The 22814-nt window shown below is 45.3% G+C and carries 20 protein-coding genes; 12 read left to right on the forward strand and 8 right to left on the reverse strand.

The window, feature by feature from the left end:
- Positions 1-7 precede the first annotated feature (7 nt).
- The 4 genes from HBAL_RS06600 to HBAL_RS06615 are packed head-to-tail and all read right to left on the reverse strand — an operon-like array spanning position 8 to position 3765.
- The gene (locus HBAL_RS06600; protein WP_015827162.1) at positions 8-505 is read right to left on the reverse strand and encodes a chalcone isomerase family protein; all 498 of its coding nucleotides are present in this window, start codon (positions 503-505) and stop codon (positions 8-10) included.
- Positions 498-1679 (reverse strand): SAM-dependent methyltransferase, encoded by a 1182-nt coding sequence (locus tag HBAL_RS06605; protein ID WP_015827163.1) that lies wholly within the window; start codon positions 1677-1679, stop codon positions 498-500. Before HBAL_RS06605 ends, HBAL_RS06600 begins: the two co-directional genes overlap by 8 nt.
- Complete coding sequence (locus HBAL_RS06610; RefSeq protein WP_015827164.1) at positions 1676-2461, reverse strand: DUF1365 domain-containing protein; 786 nt, start codon at positions 2459-2461, stop codon at positions 1676-1678. The genes HBAL_RS06605 and HBAL_RS06610 overlap by 4 nt, the downstream gene beginning before the upstream one ends.
- 2 nt (positions 2462-2463) lie before the next feature.
- Positions 2464-3765 carry an NAD(P)/FAD-dependent oxidoreductase gene (locus HBAL_RS06615; RefSeq protein WP_015827165.1) on the reverse strand — a complete coding sequence of 434 codons (1302 nt, stop codon included), beginning with the start codon at positions 3763-3765 and terminating at the stop codon, positions 2464-2466.
- A 139-nt stretch (positions 3766-3904) separates the two neighbouring features.
- Here HBAL_RS06615 and HBAL_RS06620 point away from each other — a divergent pair, with 139 nt between their 5' ends.
- The 10 genes from HBAL_RS06620 to HBAL_RS06665 all read left to right on the forward strand — a co-directional run bounded on the left by HBAL_RS06620 (position 3905) and on the right by HBAL_RS06665 (position 15550).
- Positions 3905-4636: a sigma-70 family RNA polymerase sigma factor gene (locus HBAL_RS06620; RefSeq protein WP_233356760.1), complete on the forward strand. Its 732-nt coding sequence runs from the start codon at positions 3905-3907 to the stop codon at positions 4634-4636.
- The gene (locus tag HBAL_RS06625) at positions 4633-5292 is read left to right on the forward strand and encodes a ChrR family anti-sigma-E factor (protein ID WP_015827167.1); all 660 of its coding nucleotides are present in this window, start codon (positions 4633-4635) and stop codon (positions 5290-5292) included. Before HBAL_RS06620 ends, HBAL_RS06625 begins: the two co-directional genes overlap by 4 nt.
- 191 nt (positions 5293-5483) lie before the next feature.
- Positions 5484-6134, forward strand: coding sequence for a protein-L-isoaspartate O-methyltransferase family protein (locus tag HBAL_RS06630; protein ID WP_015827168.1), 651 nt, complete (start codon positions 5484-5486; stop codon positions 6132-6134).
- A 139-nt stretch (positions 6135-6273) separates the two neighbouring features.
- Positions 6274-7689 carry a TolC family outer membrane protein gene (locus HBAL_RS06635; RefSeq protein ID WP_015827169.1) on the forward strand — a complete coding sequence of 472 codons (1416 nt, stop codon included), beginning with the start codon at positions 6274-6276 and terminating at the stop codon, positions 7687-7689.
- 136 nt (positions 7690-7825) lie between these two features.
- Positions 7826-8455: a DUF2497 domain-containing protein gene (locus HBAL_RS06640; RefSeq protein WP_015827170.1), complete on the forward strand. Its 630-nt coding sequence runs from the start codon at positions 7826-7828 to the stop codon at positions 8453-8455.
- Positions 8456-8564: 109 nt separating this feature from the next.
- Positions 8565-11663 carry a valine--tRNA ligase gene (locus HBAL_RS06645; protein ID WP_015827171.1) on the forward strand — a complete coding sequence of 1033 codons (3099 nt, stop codon included), beginning with the start codon at positions 8565-8567 and terminating at the stop codon, positions 11661-11663.
- 9 nt (positions 11664-11672) lie between these two features.
- Positions 11673-12722 carry an isoaspartyl peptidase/L-asparaginase family protein gene (locus HBAL_RS06650; RefSeq protein WP_015827172.1) on the forward strand — a complete coding sequence of 350 codons (1050 nt, stop codon included), beginning with the start codon at positions 11673-11675 and terminating at the stop codon, positions 12720-12722.
- A 64-nt stretch (positions 12723-12786) separates the two neighbouring features.
- A complete protein-coding gene (locus tag HBAL_RS06655) occupies positions 12787-13851 on the forward strand; it encodes a DUF3137 domain-containing protein (protein ID WP_015827173.1) in 1065 nt (354 codons plus the stop codon).
- Positions 13852-14011: 160 nt separating this feature from the next.
- Positions 14012-14419: a hypothetical protein gene (locus HBAL_RS06660; protein WP_015827174.1), complete on the forward strand. Its 408-nt coding sequence runs from the start codon at positions 14012-14014 to the stop codon at positions 14417-14419.
- A 99-nt stretch (positions 14420-14518) separates the two neighbouring features.
- Positions 14519-15550: an alpha/beta fold hydrolase gene (locus tag HBAL_RS06665; RefSeq protein ID WP_149037377.1), complete on the forward strand. Its 1032-nt coding sequence runs from the start codon at positions 14519-14521 to the stop codon at positions 15548-15550.
- 36 nt (positions 15551-15586) lie between these two features.
- On the opposite strand, the gene HBAL_RS06670 is transcribed toward HBAL_RS06665, so the two are convergent.
- From HBAL_RS06670 to HBAL_RS06680, 3 genes are read right to left on the reverse strand one after another with little or no spacing between them, the layout of a single operon-like run.
- On the reverse strand, positions 15587-15982 hold the full coding sequence (locus HBAL_RS06670) for a DUF983 domain-containing protein (RefSeq protein ID WP_015827176.1): 396 nt from the start codon (positions 15980-15982) through the stop codon (positions 15587-15589).
- On the reverse strand, positions 15979-16758 hold the full coding sequence (gene xth, locus HBAL_RS06675; protein ID WP_015827177.1) for an exodeoxyribonuclease III: 780 nt from the start codon (positions 16756-16758) through the stop codon (positions 15979-15981). Before xth ends, HBAL_RS06670 begins: the two co-directional genes overlap by 4 nt.
- A gap of 51 nt (positions 16759-16809) precedes the next feature.
- Positions 16810-19197, reverse strand: coding sequence for an AsmA family protein (locus HBAL_RS06680; protein WP_015827178.1), 2388 nt, complete (start codon positions 19195-19197; stop codon positions 16810-16812).
- 430 nt (positions 19198-19627) lie between these two features.
- Here HBAL_RS06680 and HBAL_RS06685 point away from each other — a divergent pair, with 430 nt between their 5' ends.
- The gene (locus HBAL_RS06685) at positions 19628-20512 is read left to right on the forward strand and encodes a metallophosphoesterase family protein (protein ID WP_015827179.1); all 885 of its coding nucleotides are present in this window, start codon (positions 19628-19630) and stop codon (positions 20510-20512) included.
- A gap of 158 nt (positions 20513-20670) precedes the next feature.
- On the forward strand, positions 20671-21627 hold the full coding sequence (locus HBAL_RS06690; RefSeq protein WP_015827180.1) for a LysR family transcriptional regulator: 957 nt from the start codon (positions 20671-20673) through the stop codon (positions 21625-21627).
- Positions 21628-21643: 16 nt separating this feature from the next.
- Here HBAL_RS06690 and metC read toward each other — a convergent pair whose 3' ends face one another.
- Positions 21644-22813: a cystathionine beta-lyase gene (gene metC / locus HBAL_RS06695; protein WP_015827181.1), complete on the reverse strand. Its 1170-nt coding sequence runs from the start codon at positions 22811-22813 to the stop codon at positions 21644-21646.
- Position 22814: the final 1 nt, after the last annotated feature.

A 22814-nucleotide genomic window follows, 5' to 3' on the forward strand; every position in this document is an offset into this window, starting at 1 on the left:
TTGAAAACTATTTGCCGATTAGGCTTGAAGTTTTAGATGGGTAACGGCCATTGGGATCGAGCCAGATAGCAAAGAAGGCATCGCTAAAATCTGACTCCTGCATTTGGCAGGTCAGTTCGCCATTTTTGAAAAAATTGGTTTTATCTGCCGAGAGTTTTTGACCCGTTATGACGACGCCTTTTTCAACGTCGCCAAAACAAGATTCTAGCGGAGAACGTAAGTGTTCCAGCTCTTCTTCTGTTTTTCCGGTCAGGCGGGCCATTTCGATAATGGATGCATTGGCAAGTTTGGTCGCTGAGATGTCACGTGCATATGTCAAAGTCAGATCAAAACGGTTTTCTTTGGAATAGCGACCATCTTCAGACAACAGAGCGGCGTCATAGAGTTTGAAAGGCCCAAAATAATATTTGGCCGTGCCGACAAGTTTCATGTCTGAAGTTGTTGGTTTTGATATTGCTGGATCAGATATGAGCAAAGCTAGAATAATTGGAAAAAGACTAAGCATGTGTCAGCTCCACATGAACAACATTTGTCCGGTTTCCTTGCTCAAAAGCAGCTGCACATGTGTCGAGATAATATTTCCATCCTCTGAGGAATTCAGGCTTGTAGCCTTCTGACTGAAGTTCAGGAATGCAATCTTCAAATTTTGAACGCCATTCTCTGAGCGTGCGTGCATAATCTTTTCCAAAACGGAAGAGATTTTCTGTTTTTAGGCCAACGCGCTCTGCCTGACGATTAATCTCACCGGGTGAAATCAGCATGCCGCCTGGGAATGTGTATTGGCGAATAAAATCGGTGCGGGTGCGGTAAATATCGAATGTGTCGTCTTCAACAATTATCGCTTGCAAGGCAGCGCGACCATTGTCAGCGAGTTTATCTTTTATGGTTTTAAAATAGGTGGGCCAATAGCGTTGCCCAACAGCTTCTACCATTTCGATAGACACGATTGAATCAAATTTGCCTTTAATGTCGCGATAGTCTTCTAAGCGGATATTGGCGCGTTTTTCCAGCCCATGCTTGGCTATGCGGTCGTTTGCAAAGCGATGTTGTTCTTTTGAAATGGTAACAGCGGTTAGCTTATTATCACTGGTCTCAAGTGATCGCTGTGCAAAGCCGCCCCAACCACAGCCAATTTCCAATGTATTTTCACCCGAATTTGCGACCGCGTTTATGAGGCGGTCGTATTTGGCATTTTGAGCTGATTCAAGCGATTGGTTTTCGTCAGTATAAAGCGCGGCAGAATAGGTCATGCTGGGATCGAGCCAACGGCTGTAAAAATCGTTTGATATGTCATAATGCGCGGAAATATTGCGCCGAGAGCCAGCTTTGGAGTTTGCGCGTGCAAATCTGTCAGTTGCAATAAATAAAAGGCGTTGGAATGTGGCTCCGCCAAAAGGTGTTTTGATTACATCATGATTGAGCAATGCCAAAGTGGATAGCGCTTCAAGATCTGGTGTGTCCCACATACCTTGCGCATATGTTTCACCAAGGCCAACATCACCGCGTAGAGCTAAAGCAGGCAGCACATCCCAATGTTTTATCTGCCAATATACGGCAGGAAGACCTTGCCCGAAAATATGCGTTTTGCCATCAGGCATTTCGACTGTTAGCGTTCCGGTATGGATGTTCTCCAATAATTGGAAAAACTTTTTCTCTGAACTCGATTTAGAAAAAATCATTGAGACAATTCCTGTGTTGGAGGAGACGGGCGGCGGCGAAATTTCGCACCTTTGATTTTTAGTTTGATTGCCTGCCAAAGGATCAGACTCATGACTCGCAAAGCGCCTAAAGGTAGGCGGAGGCAGGAAGATAAAATTGTGCGGGTTTTCAACGCAAGAAACTCACCCTGGAGTGTGGCGGTGAGACCATCTTCATTGGGTGTTTCATACTGAATTCGAACACTGAAATAATCCGATGTGACATCAAAATGAAAACGATAATTGCCGTCTAAAGTCTGGAAGGGAGAGACATGAAGGCGTTTGTCAGTTGTGATTTTATCGGTGGACTTTATGGGTGCAAAATCCGGCATTTTGCAAAGATAGGAGTGGCGGTCGCGGCCGACATTTGTCACTTCGACAACAATTGCGCGAAGGTTTTTCTCGCTATCTTTAAACAACCAAAAACTGATTGGATTAAAGCTATACCCTAGAAAAGCGGGCATTGTTAAAAGTTCAACGATTGCAGCAGCTTTTACTGGAATGGAACATGTTTTGATGAGTGATTGGGAATAATCATAAAGTGTGGATTTTGCATTTGCGACATCCACATCATTAATGGCCCATATCCCAAATTTGTTGCGTGTCAGTCCATAGGGGAGTTTGGGTTCTGCTTTTGAAATGGGAAACAAGACATAATCAGCTTTATAATTAAAAGCGTTTTTGACTTTTCCATTTCGACTATGGAAAACATTGGCCTTTAAAAGCTTTGCTGATCTTTCTGATATGTTGGGGGCTACTTGCACAGCTATGTCACCTCAATGGCGCTAGCTGCCTGAATTGATTGAGCGACATTCAAACCGCTGATCAATCCATCCTCATGGAAACCATAGCGCGTATAGGCTCCGCAAAACCAATAATTATTTGTGCCTTGAATTGAGGCTAACTGGTTTTGAGCATTGAGAGCTTTCACATCAAATTGCGGGTGCCACAGCTCTGTTTCATCATAGATAAGGTCTTCGTTTATAGGTTGTTTGGGGTTGAGTGTCACAAATACGGGTGTTTCGCCGGAAATGTGCTGCAATTGGTTCATCCAATAGGTGAAAGATCCATTTGTTTCGTTTGCATTTGTGTCGCCGCGATAGACCCAACATGACCACGCAGATTTGCGAAGTGGCATTTGGGATGTGTCGCCGTGGAGATAGACTTTGTTGGGGCGGTATCTCAGAGCAGATAGGATGTTGTTTTCTTGCTGTGTGGAATCTGAGGCTATTTTGAGAGCTTGATCGGAATGGCAAGCGAACACGATTTCATCAAAGCGTTCGGTTTCACCAGATTCTGTTTTGATCCAAGGTTGAGGGGAACGGCCTGTCGCAGCGATAGGCGTGTGCGTTTTTATAATAACTTGATTAGCTTCTAAGGCGGCATGAAGTTTATCAACATAGGTTTTGCTGCCGCCGATGACTGTGCGCCATTTGGGTCCGTTATGGGCCGATAATAAACCATGGTTTTCAAAGAAACGTACAAAACTCTGGGCCGGAAAGGATTCCATGTCCTGACGGGCAGTGCTCCATATGGCACCGGCCAGAGGATAAAGATAACGCTGGCGGAAATATTCACCTACACCAACATTATCAAGCAATTCTTTCAGTGTCAGATTGGGATCTAAAGTTTGGGTTGTCGCCTGTTTGTTGAACTTTAGAATGTCGCGTAACATACCTATAAATTTAGGGCTTATTGCATTTTTAGGATCAGCAAAAACACGGCCAAGATTGGATAAACCATATTCAAAAGCGCCATCATCCAAGGAAACAGCAAAGGACATGCTTGTTTGCGTGCTGGCAATGTTGAGGGTTTTAAATAGGTCTATGAGATTTGGGTAAGTGGCGTCATTAAAGACCATAAATCCGGTATCAACCGGGATATCTCTATTTGGACCGGCCATGCGGGTGCGGGCGTGGCCACCCAATTCAGCTTCACTTTCAAACAGGGTAACATTGTGATTTTGGGAAAGTTTCCATGCAGCGCCCAAACCAGAAATACCGCCGCCAATAATAGCGATATTCTTTGAGCTTGTCGGCTTTTGGGGTTTTGTTGTGTCGTAAGCCATGTCGCATCCAAAATCTGGTTTTAAAGTTTGTTTCTAGAATTGATACGGCAGGGAATGTTGTTTGGATCACTGAGAAATTTTGTGTGATCCAAATACAAAAGAAGTGATCCGGCCCAGCCTCTCCCTCGTATTAGCTATTATGAATACTCTTAATCCAATCCAAAAGACTGATCACCGGCGCTTGCATATTCGACGCAAACCAGCCAATTCTGCCATTGCGCGTCGCTCTGGTCGAATGCAAGTTGTGCGTGAAGTAGGTGAGAGCCAATTGGTTTTGGAGCAAGAGAGGCAGATCTTGGTAGAGCGCGAATTATCCGTTAATTGGTCTCCAGACCTTCTGCTTGTCGGACAATCTAAAGATAGAGACGCTTTTTCTAGATTATTTGACCATTTTGCGCCGCGTGTGAAATCTCAAATGCTAAAATATGGCGCGTCTAATGAGATGGCAGAAGAGATTGTTCAGGAGACTTTTGTTCTCGTTTGGCGCAAAGCCTCTCAATATAGTGAGGATAAAGCTGCTGTATCGACTTGGATTTTTACGATAGCGAGAAATAAGCGTATAGATTTATTGCGGCGGCAGAACCGACCAGAACCCGATGTCAATGATCCGGCGTTTCATCCCGATCCGATATTGACTGGAGATGATGTACTTACGGGTAAGCAGCGCGCCTTGGCTGTGCAGCGCGCAATGGAAAAATTACCTCAAAGCCAAAAAGAAGTGCTGCAACGGTCTTATTTTTCTGACGAAACTCACATTGAAATTGCTGAAAGTTTGAAGACGCCTTTGGGAACAGTGAAATCACGCATGAGGTTAGCGCTATCCAAATTACGCGCCTTGATAGATGAAGATTTAGGAGAGGGATCGATATGAAAATTTCTCACCATGTAAATGACGATTTTTTGTATCTCTACGCTGCTGGAGATCTTGATTATAGCTGGAGTCTTGCTGTCGCGACTCATTTAGCGATGTGTAGCCATTGCCGTCAGCGTGTTGCGTTGTTTGAAGATGTGTTGGCCGTATCCATGGAAGAAAATTCAACTGAGACCGTGTCTCTCAGTGCGATGGATCTTTTGGATAATATGGATGAAGCTGAAATTTCGGATTCGGACGTTAAACCGACTCATTCCGCAACGCTTGAAAATGAAACTCCTGTCTTTCCTGAACCCTTGCGCTCGCTCGCGGGTGATTTGAAGGATATTAAATGGTCCACTATGGGCGGCGGGGTTAAACAGAAAATTCTGCATGAACAAGATGGTTTGATAGCCCGCCTTCTTTATATACCAGCTGGCGTTGCTGCTGCATCACATGGGCATAATGGCGTAGAACTTACGCAAGTTGTTGCCGGTGGATATTATGACGGTGATCAGGCGTTTAATCTAGGGGATATGCAGACTGTTGGGCATGATGCGCCCCACCAACCTATCGCAATGCAGGATAGTGCATGTGTGTGTCTGGCTGTAACAGATGCGCCTTTAAAGTTTCAAAACATGTTGCCGCGCTTGTTCCAGAAATTCTTTCGAATTTGATCGCTTATGTCATACGCACAAAGATAGTTTATTGTTCTAATTTGCGTTTGGAAGGGCGGCTAAAAGCGAATAAAACTATTCGTCGCATTGCCAAGTTGTCATCCTATGCTAATAGCCGACTATCCACATGTTGTTAAACATGTTGCGCAATAGATTTAAGCCAGCTCAAACAGATATACAGGGAAGCTGCAATGAACGATGCTGTCGCACGCGAAACCATGATCGACACTCAGGTTCGCCCTAACGATGTTACGGACCGCCGTATCCACGCCGCACTTCAAAATGTGCCGCGCGAGGTTTTCTTGCCAAAGTCACGCCACTCTCTAGCCTATGCAGAATTTGAGCATGAAACGTCACAGGGACGTTATATGTGGCGCGCACGTGATTTTGCTAAATTAGTTGAAGCCGCTAAAATTCAAGCAGATGATGAAGTTTTGGATGTTGCCTCTGGTAGTGGGTATTCAGCAGCGATACTTGCGAAACTTGCAGCAGCTGTTGTGGGTGTTGAAACAGACGAAGCATTGGCTGAAGCTGCATCTGCACGTTTGGATAGCCTCGATATAGACAATGCAGACGTTGTTGCCGGTGACATTTCAAAAGGTTTGGCATCTCAAGGCCCGTTTGATGTTATCTTTGTGAATGGATCAGTTGAAGTCATTCCACAAGAATGGAAAGATCAGCTCAAGCAAAATGGTCGTCTTGCTGTGATCGTACGCGAAGGCAAATTAAGCCAAGCAAGAATATATACTCGTTCGGGTGATTCTTTTGCTTGCCGGAGCGTGTTCGATGCTGCGCCACCTGCATTACCTGGCTTTGAGAAGGCTGAATCCTTCGTTTTTTAGTACTATTTACTTTGGATGAATTTATTGGCGCACTCTTCATGTATTTTCGTCAGGGTGGATTAATATTGTCCCGATATACTCTTGGTTGTGTTTTGAGTTTGTTCAAAGCAGCTGTGGATTTATATAGTTGAGGATTGTTGTGCGTAATACATTGATTTCAGTTTTAATTACATCAGCTGTCTTGAGCAGTGGAATTTCTTTTGCTCAGGACAATGCAGCGACCTCTCCTGATGATATTTTGTTAGGGGCAGAGGGAGAAGATGTGGTCTCGTCAGTTGATGCTGACAACGCGCAGTTAAATTCTTCTGATAGTGATCCTGATTTAACAGTTGAGTCGCTTGCTGATTCAATTAGCGCTGCTTACCAGCGTAATCCTTCTATACTTGCGCAGCGCAAAATTCGTATGATTGCTGATGAGAGATTGTCTCAGGCGCATGCACTTAAACGGCCTCAAGTGAGTGTGAGTTCTTCTGCTGGATACGCAATTTCACGCAATGGTAGAACTGCGTTTGCTGATTTTGAGGCACCTCAAACCACTTTTGGTTTGGAGGTTCGTCAAAGTCTTTGGAATGGTGGCCGTAATGATGCTGCAATAGGCGAGGCAGCGGCCGGCGTCACGCAGGCAGAAAGTCAATTGTTCGCGTTTGAACAAGATATGATCTTAAACGTCGTTACAAACTATATGGATGTCCTTGCTAGTGAAGCTGAAGTAGATATCCGTAAAAACAATGTGAGTGTATTGGTGCGCCAAGTGGAAGCGGCTTCTGATAGATTTGAAGTTGGTGAAGTGACACGTACTGATGTGGCTCAAGCGCAGGCGCGTTATTCTGGTGCGAAAGCCCAACTTTCTACTGCGCAAGCTAATCTTGTTGCTAATCGCGCAGTGTTCCAAGAATTGGTTGGGCGGTGGCCGACTCAGTTAGAAGCGGTGAATTTCACACCTGATTATCCAGAGGGCCTAGATGACGCAATAAATGCTGCGATGGAATATAATCCTGATTTAGTGGCTTCAAAGGCAAGCGTAAAGGCTTCCGAGCAAAGGTTGCGTTCAGCTAAAGGGCAAAACCGTCCTGACATTTCTATTGTGGGCGCGGCTGGCCTAAGTCAGACTTATCAAGACGATACGTTTAACAATGAGAACGCGTCTGTTGTGGCTCAGTTGACGCTGCCTTTATATACAGGTGGCCGTATTTCATCACAAATCCGGGCGTCGGCTTTGGAGCGCGATCAATTGCGTTTACAGCATCGTGCTGCTGAAAGATCTGTTTTGGTGCAGGTTACTCGGGCTTGGCATTCAGCTTTAGCATCTCAGCGCACAATTGAAGCGTCTCAACAACAAGTGGAAGCTGCACAGATAGCGTTTGATGGGGCAGAACAAGAATTGGCTGTTGGGCTCAGAACAACACTCGATTTGTTGGACCAAGAACAAGAATTGCTGGATGCTCAGCTAGCACTTGTGCAAGCAAATCGCACACATTACATTGCCGTTCACCAATTATTGGCGGCTATGGGAGCGCTGACACCTGAATCTCTTGGTGTTAATCTTTCCTTATAAGTCTAAGACTTAATGCATATCTAACCAACAACGTCCTTTCTTAGAAAGGCGTTGTTAACTACATTTTGCCTAATGTTTAGGTGATTCTAGTGCTTCTGAATGTATGAAGCCGAAAGTTATGTATTAGAGGCGCGTCATGTCAGCTGAAGAAGCCGCATCAGAACCAACCATGGAAGAAATTCTTGCTTCCATCCGCAAGATCATTTCTGAAGATGACGAACCAGCTCCAACTGAAGCTGATGCGAGTGCTGCTGATGTGCTCGATCTCTCAGATGCTGAGCAGATTGACGATGATCCAGTTGATCTAGATTTAACTGAACCAGAAGAAGAATTCGACATGGCAGCGGCCATGGAAGAAATGGCAGAAGACGTTGAACCGCAAAGTGATGTTGTGGTTGTTGATGCTGATGAATGGGCTGAAGATGAACCCGAAGTCGATATGGCGGATTGGGGAATTGAAGAAGAGCCAGAGCCTGAGCCAGTTGCTGAACCAGTAGCGGCTGCACCAGAACCTGCGCCAAAGCCTGCACCAGCTCCTGAACCAGAATCCGAAGGTTTGGTTGCAGCCGCAACAGCGGATGCGACAGCAGGTCAGTTGGGCAAGTTGATGGGCTCCATGATGCTATCCCAAGGCACAACGATTGAAGACTTGGTGCGTGAAATGCTAAAACCCATGCTTAAAGAATGGCTAGATGGGAATCTGCCGCAGCTTGTTGAGCAGGAAGTCCAAAAAGAGCTTCAACGTATTTCTCGTATGGCGAGATAGACGCGGGTATCTCCAAGATATTCAAAAAAAATCAATGATCATAAGAGTACAGCGCTAAACTGTGCTCTTTTTTCGTTGCGGCGTGTGATAATTATTGTATCAACACCTCATGCTTGACTCACATTTCGACCATAGTGTCTCCGAACCGAAAATTTATGATAGCTGGGAAAAATCCGGCGCATTCAAACCCAAAATGGAAACGGAGGGTGCAGCTGATGCTTATTCCATCGTTATCCCGCCGCCCAATGTCACGGGTGTGCTGCACATGGGGCATGCGTTAAACAACACATTGCAGGATTTGTTGTGTCGTTATCAACGTATGCAAGGCAAGGATGTTTTATGGCAACCGGGGACTGACCATGCCGGTATTGCGACGCAAATGGTTGTCGAGCGCCAATTGGCAGCTGAAGGCAATCAAAGCGCGGCGAGCCTTGGGCGTGACAAATTCATTGAGCGTGTTTGGGAATGGAAAGAAAAGTCCGGCGGACAAATTATCAACCAGCTTAAGCGTCTTGGTGCCAGTTGTGATTGGTCACGCGAGCGTTTTACGCTTGATGAAGGTCTGTCCAAAGCAGTTACGAAAGTTTTCGTTGAACTACACCAGCAAAAGCTGATTTACCGCGACAAGCGTCTGGTGAACTGGGACCCGCATTTTCAGTCTGCTATTTCTGACCTTGAAGTGGATAATGTGGAAGTTGATGGCCACATGTGGCACTTCAAATATCCATTGCAGGGCGGCGAGACATATACTTACGTTGAAAAAGACGAAGATGGTAATGTCACGCTGGAAGAGGAGCGCGATTATATTTCTATCGCGACGACACGTCCTGAGACTATGCTCGGAGATGGAGCTGTGGCAGTTCACCCAAGCGATGAGCGCTATAAGCCTATCGTGGGTAAATTGTGTGAGATACCGGTTGGCCCTAAGGGTGATCGCCGTTTGATCCCGATCATTACAGACCTATACCCTGATCCAGAATTTGGGTCTGGTGCGGTGAAGATTACCGGTGCGCATGACGCCAACGACTATGGCGTTGCCCAGCGTAACAATATCCCGATGTATCGCCTTATGGATGTGAAAGCGTCCATGCGTGATGATGGTGAGCCTTATGCTGCATCAGCTGCAAAAGCGCGTGAAATCTTGGCGTCTGGTGAATTTACGTCTTCAGAAATTGACGCGATTAATTTGGTGCCGGATGAGTATCGCGGCCTTGATCGTTTTGAAGCGCGTAAAAAAGTTGTGCAAGCGATCACAGATGAAGGGCTTGCGGTGATGACCACTGCGACCCGTAAGACCAAGGATGAAGACGGTAACAAAATAGAAGTTACCGAAACTGTCCCTTACGTTGAAAACAAAAAAATTATGCAACCATTTGGTGACCGTTCAGGCGTGGTGATTGAGCCCATGCTGACGGATCAATGGTATGTGGATGCAGCTAAACTTGCTGGTCCTGCTGTGGATGCAGTGAAAGAGGGCAAAACACGCTTTGTGCCCGAAAATTGGTCTAAAACATATTATAACTGGATGGACGAGATTGAGCCTTGGTGTATCTCACGCCAGCTCTGGTGGGGACACCGTATACCGGCATGGTTTATTGACGGTGAATTATTAGCAGTTGCTGAAAATGAAGAGAAAGCTGAAAAATTAGCTAGAGAGAATATCGTTAAACGAGGAGTAATGACTCAAGATACTCTTGATGAGTATTTGGAAATTCATGAGGGGCTAATTAGTTCCAATTTGGTATATCAAGACGAAGACGTACTCGATACATGGTTCTCATCAGCGCTTTGGCCATTCTCGACTATGGGTTGGCCAGACAAGACGCCTGAATTGGATAAATTTTACCCAACTGCCACGCTGGTAACAGGCTTTGATATTATCTTCTTCTGGGTGGCCCGCATGATGATGCAGGGTATCCATTTCATGAAAGAAGTGCCGTTTAAGGATGTTTATATCCACGCGCTTGTTTTGGATGAAGACGGTAAGAAAATGTCTAAATCTATCGGGAATGTGATCGATCCGATCGATATTATTGATGGCTGTGATTTTGATACATTGATCGCCAAACGCGTGAGAGACATCAAAAAAACGGGTAATGAGAAAAAAGACAAAGCCGCTGAAAAAGCCATTACCAACAAAACCAAACAGCAATTTCCAGATGGTATTCCCGCGTGTGGTACGGATGCGCTTCGCTTTACTCTAGCATCCCAAGCAGCTCAGGGGCGCGATATTCGTCTCTCGATTGATCGTGTAGTGGGCTATCGTAACTTTGGAACAAAGCTTTGGAATGCGGCGCGTTTTTGTGAAATGAACGAATGCGCTTTGTGGGAACAACATGAGTTTGACCCGCTAAAAGTTGAGCATACGCTAAATAAATGGATCGTGTCTGAAGTTGCCAAAGCAACGGCAGATATCACGAAAAACATTGATGAATACCGTTTCAACGATGCTGCCTCAGCTGCCTATAAATTCACATGGCATGTCTTCTGTGACTGGTATTTGGAGCTGATGAAACCATTGCTTAATGGCGATGATGAAACAGCAAAAGCAGAGACGCGTAAAACAGCTGCGTGGACACTGAATCAGATTATTCACTTGCTTCACCCATTCATGCCATTCATTACTGAAGCGTTGTGGGCGGACCAAGCAGAGTTTCGTGCAGATAAAACAGCACTTCTTTGCAACCAAGCATGGCCTTCTTTTGGTCCTGAAGCGGCATCAATGGAAGCTGAGGCTGAGATTGACTGGGTGATTAACACAATCACAGATATTCGCTCTGCGCGTGCTGACCTTAATATACCAGCAGGTGCCAAACTGCCTGTGAGTGTATTGAATGCAAATGACCTCACTAAGCAAAGAGTGAGAGACTATAAAGGCATTATCGAACGCCTTGCGCGTTTGGAAGATCTGAACGTTTCCAAGAATGCACCAAGTGGCACTGTGTCAATTGTTGTTGAAGAGGCAACTTTCGCGCTTGAAGTGTCTGATGTCATTGATCTGGGTGCAGAGAAAGAGCGTTTGGACCGTGAAATCGGCAAGCTGAATGCGGAAATGGAAATCATTGATAAGCAACTTTCTAATGAGAATTTCGTGTCGCGTGCGCCGGCGCATGTTGTGGCCGAGAAACAGGATCGACGTTCTGAATTGACGCAGTCTATCGAAAAACTCAAAGAAGCATTTGCGACACTGGAAGCAATCTTCAAATAGGGCGCTGATATGCTGAATCTTTCTCGTCGGGTATTGTTGGTCAGCTGTGGGGTTGTCTTTTCATGCTTTGCTCTGCCATCGAGCGCGCAAACAGGCGATAAGGTTCAAACCAGCGGCCTCCACACCACAATGGAAAGTGTTGAGGCCCAAGAATGGACATTGGTAATTCACGGCGGAGCCGGTGTGATTGAACGCCGGCATATGACGGCAGAAAGAGAACTAGCCTATCATAAAGGATTAGAAGAGGCCTTGCTTGCTGGCCAAACGGTTCTTGCAAATGGTGGTGAAGCGCTTGATGCTGTGGAAGCAGCGGTGATTTTACTAGAAGATAATCCAGCTTTTAATGCAGGACATGGCGCTGTTTTGACGGCTGCTGGTGATCATGAATTAGATGCATCCATTATGGATGGCCGCAACACGAATGCAGGTGCAGTTGCTGGCGTGAAGACTGTTAAAAATCCTGTGCTCGCGGCGCGTGCTGTGATGGAAAAATCCGAACATGTAATGTTTGCAGGTGAGGCTGCGTCTGAATTTGCACACAGTCATGGCGTTGAGCGTGTTGAAAATACCTATTTCACAACAGAGGCGCGTAAAGCTGCGCTTGAGCGTGTGTTAAAAACGCGTGCTGAGAAGGCTGATAAGCGCGGCACAGTCGGTGCTGTGGCGATTGATGTGCGCGGCAATATAGCAGCCGCAACTTCAACAGGCGGCATGACAGCCAAAGCACCTGGCCGCGTTGGGGATGCCCCCATTGTGGGTGCGGGTGTGTATGCGGACAATAATGGATGCGGTGTCTCTGCCACGGGACATGGTGAATATTTCATTCGAACAGCCGTTGCTAAGACGGTTTGTTCACGGATTGAATTGCTAGACGAGGCACCTGAAGATGCTGGTAAGGTGGCGCTTGATAAAGTGGCTGACCTTGGCGGTGATGGCGGCGTGATCGTTATTTCAAAAACTGGGGCTTCTGCGTTTGTATTCAACACGCCGGGAATGTTTCGCGGTATTGTGACAGCTGATGGAACAATTGAAACACGTATTTATGGGGACGCGCCTTAATCTGGATGGATTATTGAGGGTTTAGCCAAACTGTGCAGAATGAGAATTACTGGAAGGGGATTTCATGACAGATCATTCTGAAACAGATGTCGAAGCTGCGTTTAAAACGCTGCCGCCTGAGTTTGATGCATTCAAACAAGTCTATCGCGATGAGATATTACCTTCCTTGCAAGCACGCGAAGGTGACAGAATAGCCGCCGCCGAAAAAGCACGCACATATACAAGGCTAGGTGTCGCTATTGGCGGAGCAATTGCTTTAATTGGACTTGCTTTGATGCGTTCGCCTTTTGCTTTGTTTCTCGGTGGAATTGCCGGAATGGGATTGTTTTCATATGGGCGCCATGGTCTCAATTACTTAAAACGTGAAGCTAAATTGCTCATCGTTGAAACTGCTGCAAATGGATTTGATCTGCAATATAATCCCGAGCCAGCTTCTCCCCTTGTGCTTAGTCGTTTTCGTAATCTTGGATTGATCCCGAGTTGGGATAGGGAAAGTTTTGAAGACCAGCTTTTAGGATCACGCGGCAGTACGAATTTTGAATTTTTCGAGGCGCATTTAGAAGATAAACGCACGCGATCAGATGGAAAAGGGCGTACGCGAACTGAATGGGTCACGGTTTTTAAAGGCCAATGTTTGGTGATGAATTTTCACAAGCCATTCAATGGACTGACAAAAGTGTTTCGTGATTTGGGTGTTCTCAATGTTTTCAATAAAATCGGGAATAAATTATCCGGCCAAAATTTGGAACGCGTGCGTTTAGAAGATCCAAAATTTGAAAAAGCGTTTGAAGTTTTCTCTAATGATCAGATTGAATCTCGCTTTCTGTTAACGCCAGACTTTATGGAAAGGCTGCTCGAACTTGAGCGCATTTTCCAAGGCGGCAAATTGCGCTGTGCATTTTCGGGCGGTGAGTTATTTGTGTGTGTAGAAGGCGGTGATTTATTCGAACCGGGTTCTATGTTTACTCCGCTCGATAATCCTGATCGCATACGCGAGTTGATGGAAGATTTTGTCGCGGTTTTCCAATTGATTGATAGTGTGTCAGATCGTGCAGGACGTGCGCCTGCAGCCAAGCCTGATGAAGACAATACCCAGTCGGATGGGGGCGAAAACGGTCCATGGACTTAAATATATCTGTGCTAAAACAATAATTTAAAAGAATTTAATGTTGGGTGATCGGCATGTTTTCGCCCAGAAGTGGCCACATCACCTCGATAACTTCATTTCATATTCAGGTGAGACTTTATAAGTTTAGCCTAGAGAAATACAATTTTGAACGGAGATACATATGACTTTTCAATTGCGCAACGCATCTAAATTTTTCATCGTCAGTGTCTCTGCTCTTGCACTTGCTGGAACTGCTCATGCTGGATCATGTTCGTCCATGCAAAAAGAATTAGTCAATGTTGGTAATGAGATTGTCGGCATGCAAGCTGACCGTGAAGAGATTGTCGCAACGTTTGAATTGCACAATAATGAACGCGCTGCGGCGAAGGCTGAATTGGCCAATCTTGAGACTGGTGTTATCAAGATGACGAAAGACGAAAAAGCCGGATATGAAGCTAGTGTAGAAGAGCATCACGCTCAAGCTGAAGAGGCAAAAAGCAAACTTGAATTGATGAATGTGTCGCTGATGGAAAAAGCTGAAGCTTATAATGAAAAGACAACAGCATTTAACACCAAATGCATTGGCTAAATTAGAAAATTACTAGATTTATCAATCACTCGCTGAGCTATATGTTTGGCGAGTTTTTTGTGAAAACGGATATAGTCAGAGATGAAAAGAGCAGGCGTTATGAGACGAAATAAACATCTTTCAATGCTGAGGGCATTTTGCACTTGTTTCGCTTTAACTGCGTGTCTGACTTCGTCTGTTATAGCTGAGCCTAAAGTGTCGGACGCTAAAATCTCTTATGGGAAGTCGCTAGAAAAATACCCATATCCGTTTGAGGTACAAACATTTCAATTCTCTTCTCAAGGCCAAAATCTGGAAATGGCCTATATGTATTTGCCTGCGGTAGAAGAATCTAAAGGCATTATCACGCTATTGCATGGGAAAAACTTTAATGGCGCTTACTGGCAGCAAACGGCGGCATATCTGCATGGATTAGGCTATGGTGTTTTAATGCCGGATCAGATTGGGTTTGGAAAATCGTCTAAACCAATCAATTACCAATATAGTTTTCCAGCATTAGCGAATAATACAAAAGCGCTGTTAAATCATTTAGATATTCAATCATCTCACATTATTGGTCATTCTATGGGAGGGATGTTGGCGTCTCGATTTGCTTTGCAATACCCTGAGGCAACAGAGAAATTGACGCTGGTAAATCCGATCGGATTAGAAAATTACTTGCACTATGTCGAATATAAAGACGTTGATTTTTTCTATCAAAATGAGCTTGGTCAAAAGCCAGAGAAAATTGCCGCTTATCAGCAGAAAAACTATTACGATGGCGCTTGGAATGAGGAATATGAAGCCCTCACCATTCCGCTCGTCGGCTGGGTGAATGGTCCAGATTGGTCGCTCTTAGCGCAGGTGAGCGCACGCACATATGATATGATTTTTAGCGGTCCAGTGATTGAAGAATTTGATGATTTCAAAATGCCCGTCACTTTAATTTTGGGTACGCGTGATCGCACAGGCCCAGGGCGCAATTGGAAAAAATCCGGCATTGATTATGAATTAGGACGGTATGATCAATTGGGCGATCAAGTTAAAGCGCGCAATCCAAGCATTCATGTGATTGAATTAGATGATCTTGGTCACCTTCCACATATTGAAGATTTTGATCGCTTCCAAAAAGCTTTAAATCAAACATTTTAATTGTGTGAGGTTACATCATCTAGCTGCGCAAAATGATCAGTCGTGTGCTTGATCACCAGCTTGCGATTTCCAGATTGCACCGATGAATATCGCTTTGGCGAATGGTAAAACCACCAAACATGAAGCAAGTGCACTGAACATAAGTGCAGGAAACAGAAACCACATAGGAATGTCGTACCGTGTCACAAGAACCAGAATAGGTGACCAGATATGCCCAACGATCAAGATGGTCAGCCATGCTGGGCCATCATCTGCGCGCACCGCGCCTAAGTGAGCGCTGCAATTGTCGCAATGCTCAACTTGTTTGATGTATTTTGCCCATAATTTTCCTTGCCCGCAATTGGGGCAACAACCCTTTATTGTACGCTTGATAGCTTGCCACATCGTATCTGGGCTGTTTGTGACATCAATGGGTTCAGGCAGGGCCGTCATAGCTCGAATTCACCTATAATTGGCACATGGTCTGATGGTTTTGTCATGCCGCGCGCATCTTTATAAATGGATACTGATTTTAATTTGTCCGCAGCTTGCGGACTGCAAAGCAAATGGTCAATTCTGATACCATTGTCTTTTTGCCAAGCACCGGCCTGATAATCCCAGAATGTATATTGGTGGCCGCGATTATCACGTGCGGCAAAGCCTTCAGTATATCCCATCCATTGAAGTTCACGAAACTTGCCGCGCGTTTCAGGCTGGGCAAGCGCATCATCTACCCATGCGGCAGGATCGTAACAATCCTCATCACGAGGAATACAATTGTAATCTCCAGCCAAAACGACCGCTTCTTCATAGGAGAGCAATTCTTTTGCGCGTGCATTCAGGCGGTCCATCCAAGCGAGTTTGTAGTCAAACTTAGGGCCGGGGAAAGGGTTGCCATTGGGCAGGTATATCGAGGCAACACGCACAGGCGTTTCGCCCATAATAAGAGCTTCTATATAGCGGGCTTGATCATCCTCATCATCCCCCGGCAATCCAATTTGAACATCCTCAATCGGGTGTTTTGAGAGGATCGCCACGCCATTATAGCTTTTTTGACCATGTGTGATGATGTTATATCCCATGTCCTCAATTTCGAGGCGCGGGAAATTGTCATCAATACATTTAATTTCCTGAAAGCACACAACATCAAGCTCAAGGTTTTTCAAAACCTCAAGCACGGTCGGTAAGCGTGCATTCACCGAGTTTACATTCCAAGACGCAATTTTCATAACATCTTTGGTAGCAGTCCTTATTGAGTCGGTCGATTCAGAAAATGAGCTCTATTTGAAAAGATCGCGAAGCTTTTTCTTCGCTTCTTCTTCTAATTGCTCTTCTATGGACTTTTCCTCTTCATCGATCTCTTCTTCAGGTCCAACTGTTTCAGTCGAGCTGGTTGCTGAATCTGCTGTTGCAGTCGGAGAAGGTGTTGCTGTCGGAGCCGGTGTAGCCGCTGGCTTCTTAATGCCCAACGCATTTCCAAGCGCATTGCCAATGGCTTCTTTGCGAGCATCATCTGCTTCTTTGCCGCTGCCTAGAATATTGCCTGTATTACCACCAAGAGCTTTATCTAGTCCCAATTCCTTTTGAATAAGGTTTTGCGCTTCATTTTTGAGCTGTTGAGTCAGTTGTTCCTTTAACCAGTCTTGATCCAGACCAACTGACAATTTATTCCAACTACCGGATATTTTAATGGGCGGTGCAAATCCGTTTATCCCGAGTGATTTATCACCTGATTTTGGGAACATGCTCAATGAAAGTGTACGGTTTCCAAGGTCGAGTTGACCTTGGCCTGGGATCTCTAAGCCTGGGGTTACAAAGTTGAAAGCGTTGGTTGAAGCCACACCTTTATTAATATTGAAATCAGCCGCAAACTCTGTGAAATCTGTTTCTTGTTCTTCAGATAACGCGCTAGGGATTGTGCCTGTATTTAGAAACTCTGTGGCTGACCGCATGAGCTGAGCCGCATTCAGTCCCTTTATGGCACCATCATCAAACTTGAATGCACCCGCACCTGAGAGTGAACTCATAATGCTGGACATTGAAGCGCCAGTTCCATTTATCGAAATGTTGAAACCACCAACACCTTCAACTTTGTCAAAATCAGCGACAGCCCCAAGGAAGGGCGCTGCGTTTAATGCATTCAAACTCGCTATCATCTCAACTTTTGGCGTCGCTGCTGATGCATCTGCAACGATTTTGGCTGTCCCTTTACCACCATATAGGGATGTTTCTGTCAGGTCGGCGACAAGCTTACCGTTTATGATTGTGGTATTAAGCAAAGTCTTGCCAATATCTATGCCTTGGAATTTCAGACCTTCGGCCTCGATTTTAAGATCAACATCGACGGATTTTAGAGGAGATAGGTCAAGAGGAATGTCTTGCCACCCATCCGTTTTGTTTGTGGATTTAGGCTTTTCGGTTGCGCCAGAGGCTGCCGCATAATTTGTGGCATTAATTGTGTTGGTTTTCAAATTACCTGTCAGCTTTGGTTTAGCGCCTGAGAGGTTAAGCAGCATGTTTCCCGTGCCGACGATATCATCAAACTTGAGTGTTGCGTTTGATAGCGACACTGAGTCGAGCGAGCCTTGTGTCTGACCGTCTAAAGAAAAGCTGCGATAAATGTCACCTTCTGGCAAAACAACATCAGCAGTCTGGGCAAGGGCTCTTAGGTTCGGGGCGTTGAAATCAAGGTCACCTTTGAATGCTATTTTCTCACCGACATTGGCACCGCCTGTGAAATCAATTTTCAGCAAATCACTAGAGTGTTTTAAGATGACATCACTAAGAATGAGTGCACCAACTTGACCGTCGACTTTGGCTTTTACATTGGCTTTGCCCAGCGCTTTAGCACCGGGTATTTCTATTTTCATGAAATCAGCGAAGGCTTGAAGGTCGGGAACTTCGGCGTTGGCTGTTAAATCAAGTCCGATTACATCGCCAAGAACGATATTTCCATTAAAGCCTGTTGTTGCAAGGTCTGTTTTTAGATCAGCATTCACGGGTGTGGAGACACCCTCTAAAAGCTTTTGTAAATTTTCAACATCAGCGTTCAACTCGAACGGCAATTCATCGAGAATACCATCACCATCCACACCCAATGGGCCGTTTATTTCTGGCAGCTTGATAAGGATATTCAATTTAGTGAGTGTATGTGTTTGCCCTGCCTGCCTGTCATCATAAGACAAATCACCATTGACGAGGCGGACATCACCAAGGCGAGCTTGCACAGCGTCTGGATTGGTTGGAGTCTCATCTTCTGGAGCAGGTGAGTCAGTTGATGTTGACGAGAAAGTCCAGTTGTTTTCGCCATTTTCCAATTTCACAAGTGAAAGTTTCGGGTCAACAAGTATAAACTCGTCGATTTCCACTTTCTGCGATAGCAATGGAAGGATTTTAACCGCAGCGCGCAGCTCAGTCATTGATGCAAAATCACTATCTCCAAACCCTTTAGGGTTGGCGATCACTGTTTGACCGGCAGACGCGGTAATTTTAGGGAAAAGTCTAAGTTTGATATCTCCGTTAATGGTGACATCACGTCCTAGCGCAGACTCGGCGACTGTTTCTATTTTGTCTTTGTAGGCGGAAGAAGGAATGAAATGAACGGCAGCAACGAGACCACCAATAAGAACCGCAAAAATGGCAAGAATAATAAGAATAAAGCGGATCATAAAATAAGACCTTCTTGAACATAGGGTGTGCTACCCTTAGTAAGCAAAAACTATGGCATGTTAATGTCTATGCCACTGATTAACATGTATCTTAGATTTACCCAAAAAAAACCCTTTAAATAACTGTATAATTGTATTTTCTTTTGCAGAGACCTCACTATTTTAATTAAATCCATTTAATTTTTATTGAGCTATATGCGTTAGAAAGGGCTTAAGTCAGATTATGTCTGATCGTTGAAATATATCTTCTGTGACATAAATTGGGGCTGTATTCGTCAATAAATGGGCGTATTCCAAGTTCAGTAGACTGATCTGTATAAAAGACATAATGGTTGGCGTGGTTTTTGCTCTATGATTATCAACCATAACTCTTTGTTTGAGTTCGGGATTGAATGAGTAATTGAAGTTTAAGGAGCTTAGACGCAGGTCGATGCCAAATTGGGAAGATTTAAATGACTGGTTTTTAGAACGCCGACGCGATGCCGTTGCGCGATCCTATCAGTTATGGAGAAATGTCTTTTCCGATAAAAAATTGGCTAAAAAAGATCCAAATAGTCTATCCACTGAAGAAGCTCTAAATATTCCATTGCGTGAAACGCGAGTACCGGAAGGTACGCGCGTCTATGCAGTTGGAGATATTCATGGACGCGCCGATTTGCTCAGGAAGCTCATGGAAAAAATCCGTGAGGATGTTGCTCAGAGCAATGACCCTGAAACCCGCAATGCGATTGTCTTTCTTGGTGATTATGTGGATAGGGGCTTTCAGTCCAAGCAAGTTATAGATTTGCTTGTGAGTGAAGAATATTCTGAGTTTGATTTGCGCTTCTTGCGTGGAAACCATGAAGAAACCTTCCTCGATTTTCTGTCCAATTCTGGTATCGGAGAAAGATGGGCTCAGTATGGAGGGGTTGAAACGCTCGTTTCTTATAATGTCCAACCTCCACGCGGACGCGACAATTTTGATGGATGGGCGAAAGCGCGTCAGGATCTTATCGACAATATGCCTCTCAACCACCGCAGCTTCTTAGAGAGTTTAGAAGTGTGTCTCGTCTTGGGAGATTATGTCTTTGTTCACGCTGGTCTGCGTCCCGGGAAAAAACTGGAAGAGCAGTCAGAAAAAGATTTGATGTGGATACGTGATGATTTTCTCTATCACAAAGAGGCATTTGATAAGGTCGTGGTTCACGGACACACGCCCATAAATGCACCGCATCGTGATTTTCGTCGTATCAGTATTGATACGGGTGCTTACATGACCAGCAAGCTAACAGCCGTGCGATTGTTTGAAGATCAAGTCGATTTTATCGTTACCTAAACGTCTCCACTGCCTTTTGAGCTTTCCCTAAATTTACTTTGGTATTGTGAAATATCGCGCCGGCGTTATCATTGTTGATGATAATGCATGTGCATGTGATTCATAATCCATGTGCGAACATGCCTTATCAAAGGCATTAAAGGGCGCTGGAATATATTATGGATAAGAAATTCGATCTAAATCTTCTCAATACATTCGATGCTTTGTGGCGAGAGAGAAATGTAACACGAGCAGCGCGCCGTTTAAATGTGACCCAACCTGCCGTTTCAAATGCACTTTCCCGATTGCGTGAAACTTTCGGCGATGAATTATTCATTCGCACGCCTTCTGGTGTTGACCCAACAGAACGCTGTTCTGAAATCGCCATTGATGTGCGCGAAGCCCTTCGCCATGTTGAGCGGACATTGGCGTCACATGATAGTTTTGATCCAACAGTGTCCGAGCGTACTTTCCGTATCGGGGCGATGGACTATTTTGATCATGTCGTCTTGCCACCTCTTATGGAAGACCTGCGTAAAAAAGCACCGCGCGTTGATTTGAGAATTTCTCCGGTAAAATTGGGCGAGACCTATGATGCACTGGATTCTGGTGATCTCGACTTTTTGTTCTTCAGCGGCACCGAGCCACCCAAACGTATCAATTTCTCACCTATGCTAGAAGAGAAGTTTGTGCTGATCATGCGTGCCAACCATCCTAAAATGTGTCAGGAAATGACGTTGGATGCCTATGCTGATCTCACGCATATTGTCTTCTCAACACGTGGGGATAGTCATACACGCATTGATGATTTGCTGGCAGAAAATGGCCTACGCCGCAGAGTGGCGCTAACATCTTCTCATCACACATCTATCGCAGAAACAGTGAGAGATACTGATATGGTGGCATTATCGCCATCGCGCCTTGCACATCGCTATGTGCATCGCGGTGGGTTAATAGCTGTTCAGCCACCTGTTGAGTTTCCACACTTTCATTTGCGCCTGTATTGGAGCCGTCGCTTGAATTCAGACCCTGGTGCCATGTGGTTGCGTAATATTTTGGGTGATGTGTGTAAAAATAGTCCTGTTTATGTGCCGCCGACAAAAGATGATATCTGCGCGATTCCAACGGCTCAATAAATACCGCTTTGCAGCTCTAATAATTTAGAACCGCAAACGCATTTTCAAGATCGGCCTTGAGATCATTGATATCCTCAAGTCCGATGGCGAGCCGAATAAGCGGGCCTTCAAATTGGCTTTTTTTGTTACCCCTAAAGGATAATTGCGGATCACAATTGACAACGAGACTTTCAAATCCGCCATAGGAGAAACCAAGCCCGAATATCTCAAATGCATTAAGGAAATTAATGACATCCTGCTGCGAGCAAGGCTTAAGTTCAAATGCAAATAGACCGGCTGAACCAGTGAAATCCCGTTTCCATATGGCATGGAATGGATTTTCAGGCAGTGCTGGATGAAGGACAGCTTTCACTTCATCGCGGGTTTGAAGCCATGTTGCAATTTCCAATCCGGCGGCTTCATGCACTTTTAACCGCGTGGTCATTGTCCGCAGTCCGCGAAGCACGATATTTGCGTCCTCAGGAGAAGTGCAAAGACCAAGGTCGGCGGATGCTTCTTGCAGTTTGGTCGCTATCTTTGCATCATTCATCAAAATAGCACCAGACAGCGAATCCGAATGTCCACCAGCGTATTTTGTCGTCGCCAGAATTGAGATATCGACGCCAAGATCGAGCGGGCGAAGATAAACACCAGATCCCCAGCAATTATCCAATGCTGTTGCGACACCACGCGCTTTAGCCGCTGCAACAATCGCGCGAATATCGGGTAGTTCAAATGTCAGAGAGCCGGGGCTTTCTATCATAATCAGCCGCGTATTATCTTGGATAAGGTCGGCAATACCAGCGCCGATAAGTGGGTCATAATATGTGACGCTGCCGCCAGTGCGTTTTAACGAGCGATTACAATAGCGCCGTGTCGGGCTGTAAACATTATCTGGAACCAAAATATGCTCACCTGCACCCACAAGTGCAAAGATAGGAAGCGTGCAAGCAAGAAGACCTGACTCGGTCAGCAAACAATGCTCGGCATCTTCTAGCGCGCACAAGGCGTTTTTAAGCTCATCATGAACTTGCATACCGCCAATCCCATATGTGCGGATATTGTCCGCATACAGGTCTTCGGCTTTTTCGATGATGATGGTTGAAGCGCGGTGAATTGGTGGGCTAACTGCCCCCAATTGCTTGGCTGGATCACGGCCACTATGAATCATACGGGTGGATAGGGCGTGGTCTTTATTCTTACTCATA

Origin of the sequence: Hirschia baltica ATCC 49814, assembly GCF_000023785.1 — a bacterium.
GTDB classification, from domain to species: domain Bacteria; phylum Pseudomonadota; class Alphaproteobacteria; order Caulobacterales; family Hyphomonadaceae; genus Hirschia; species Hirschia baltica.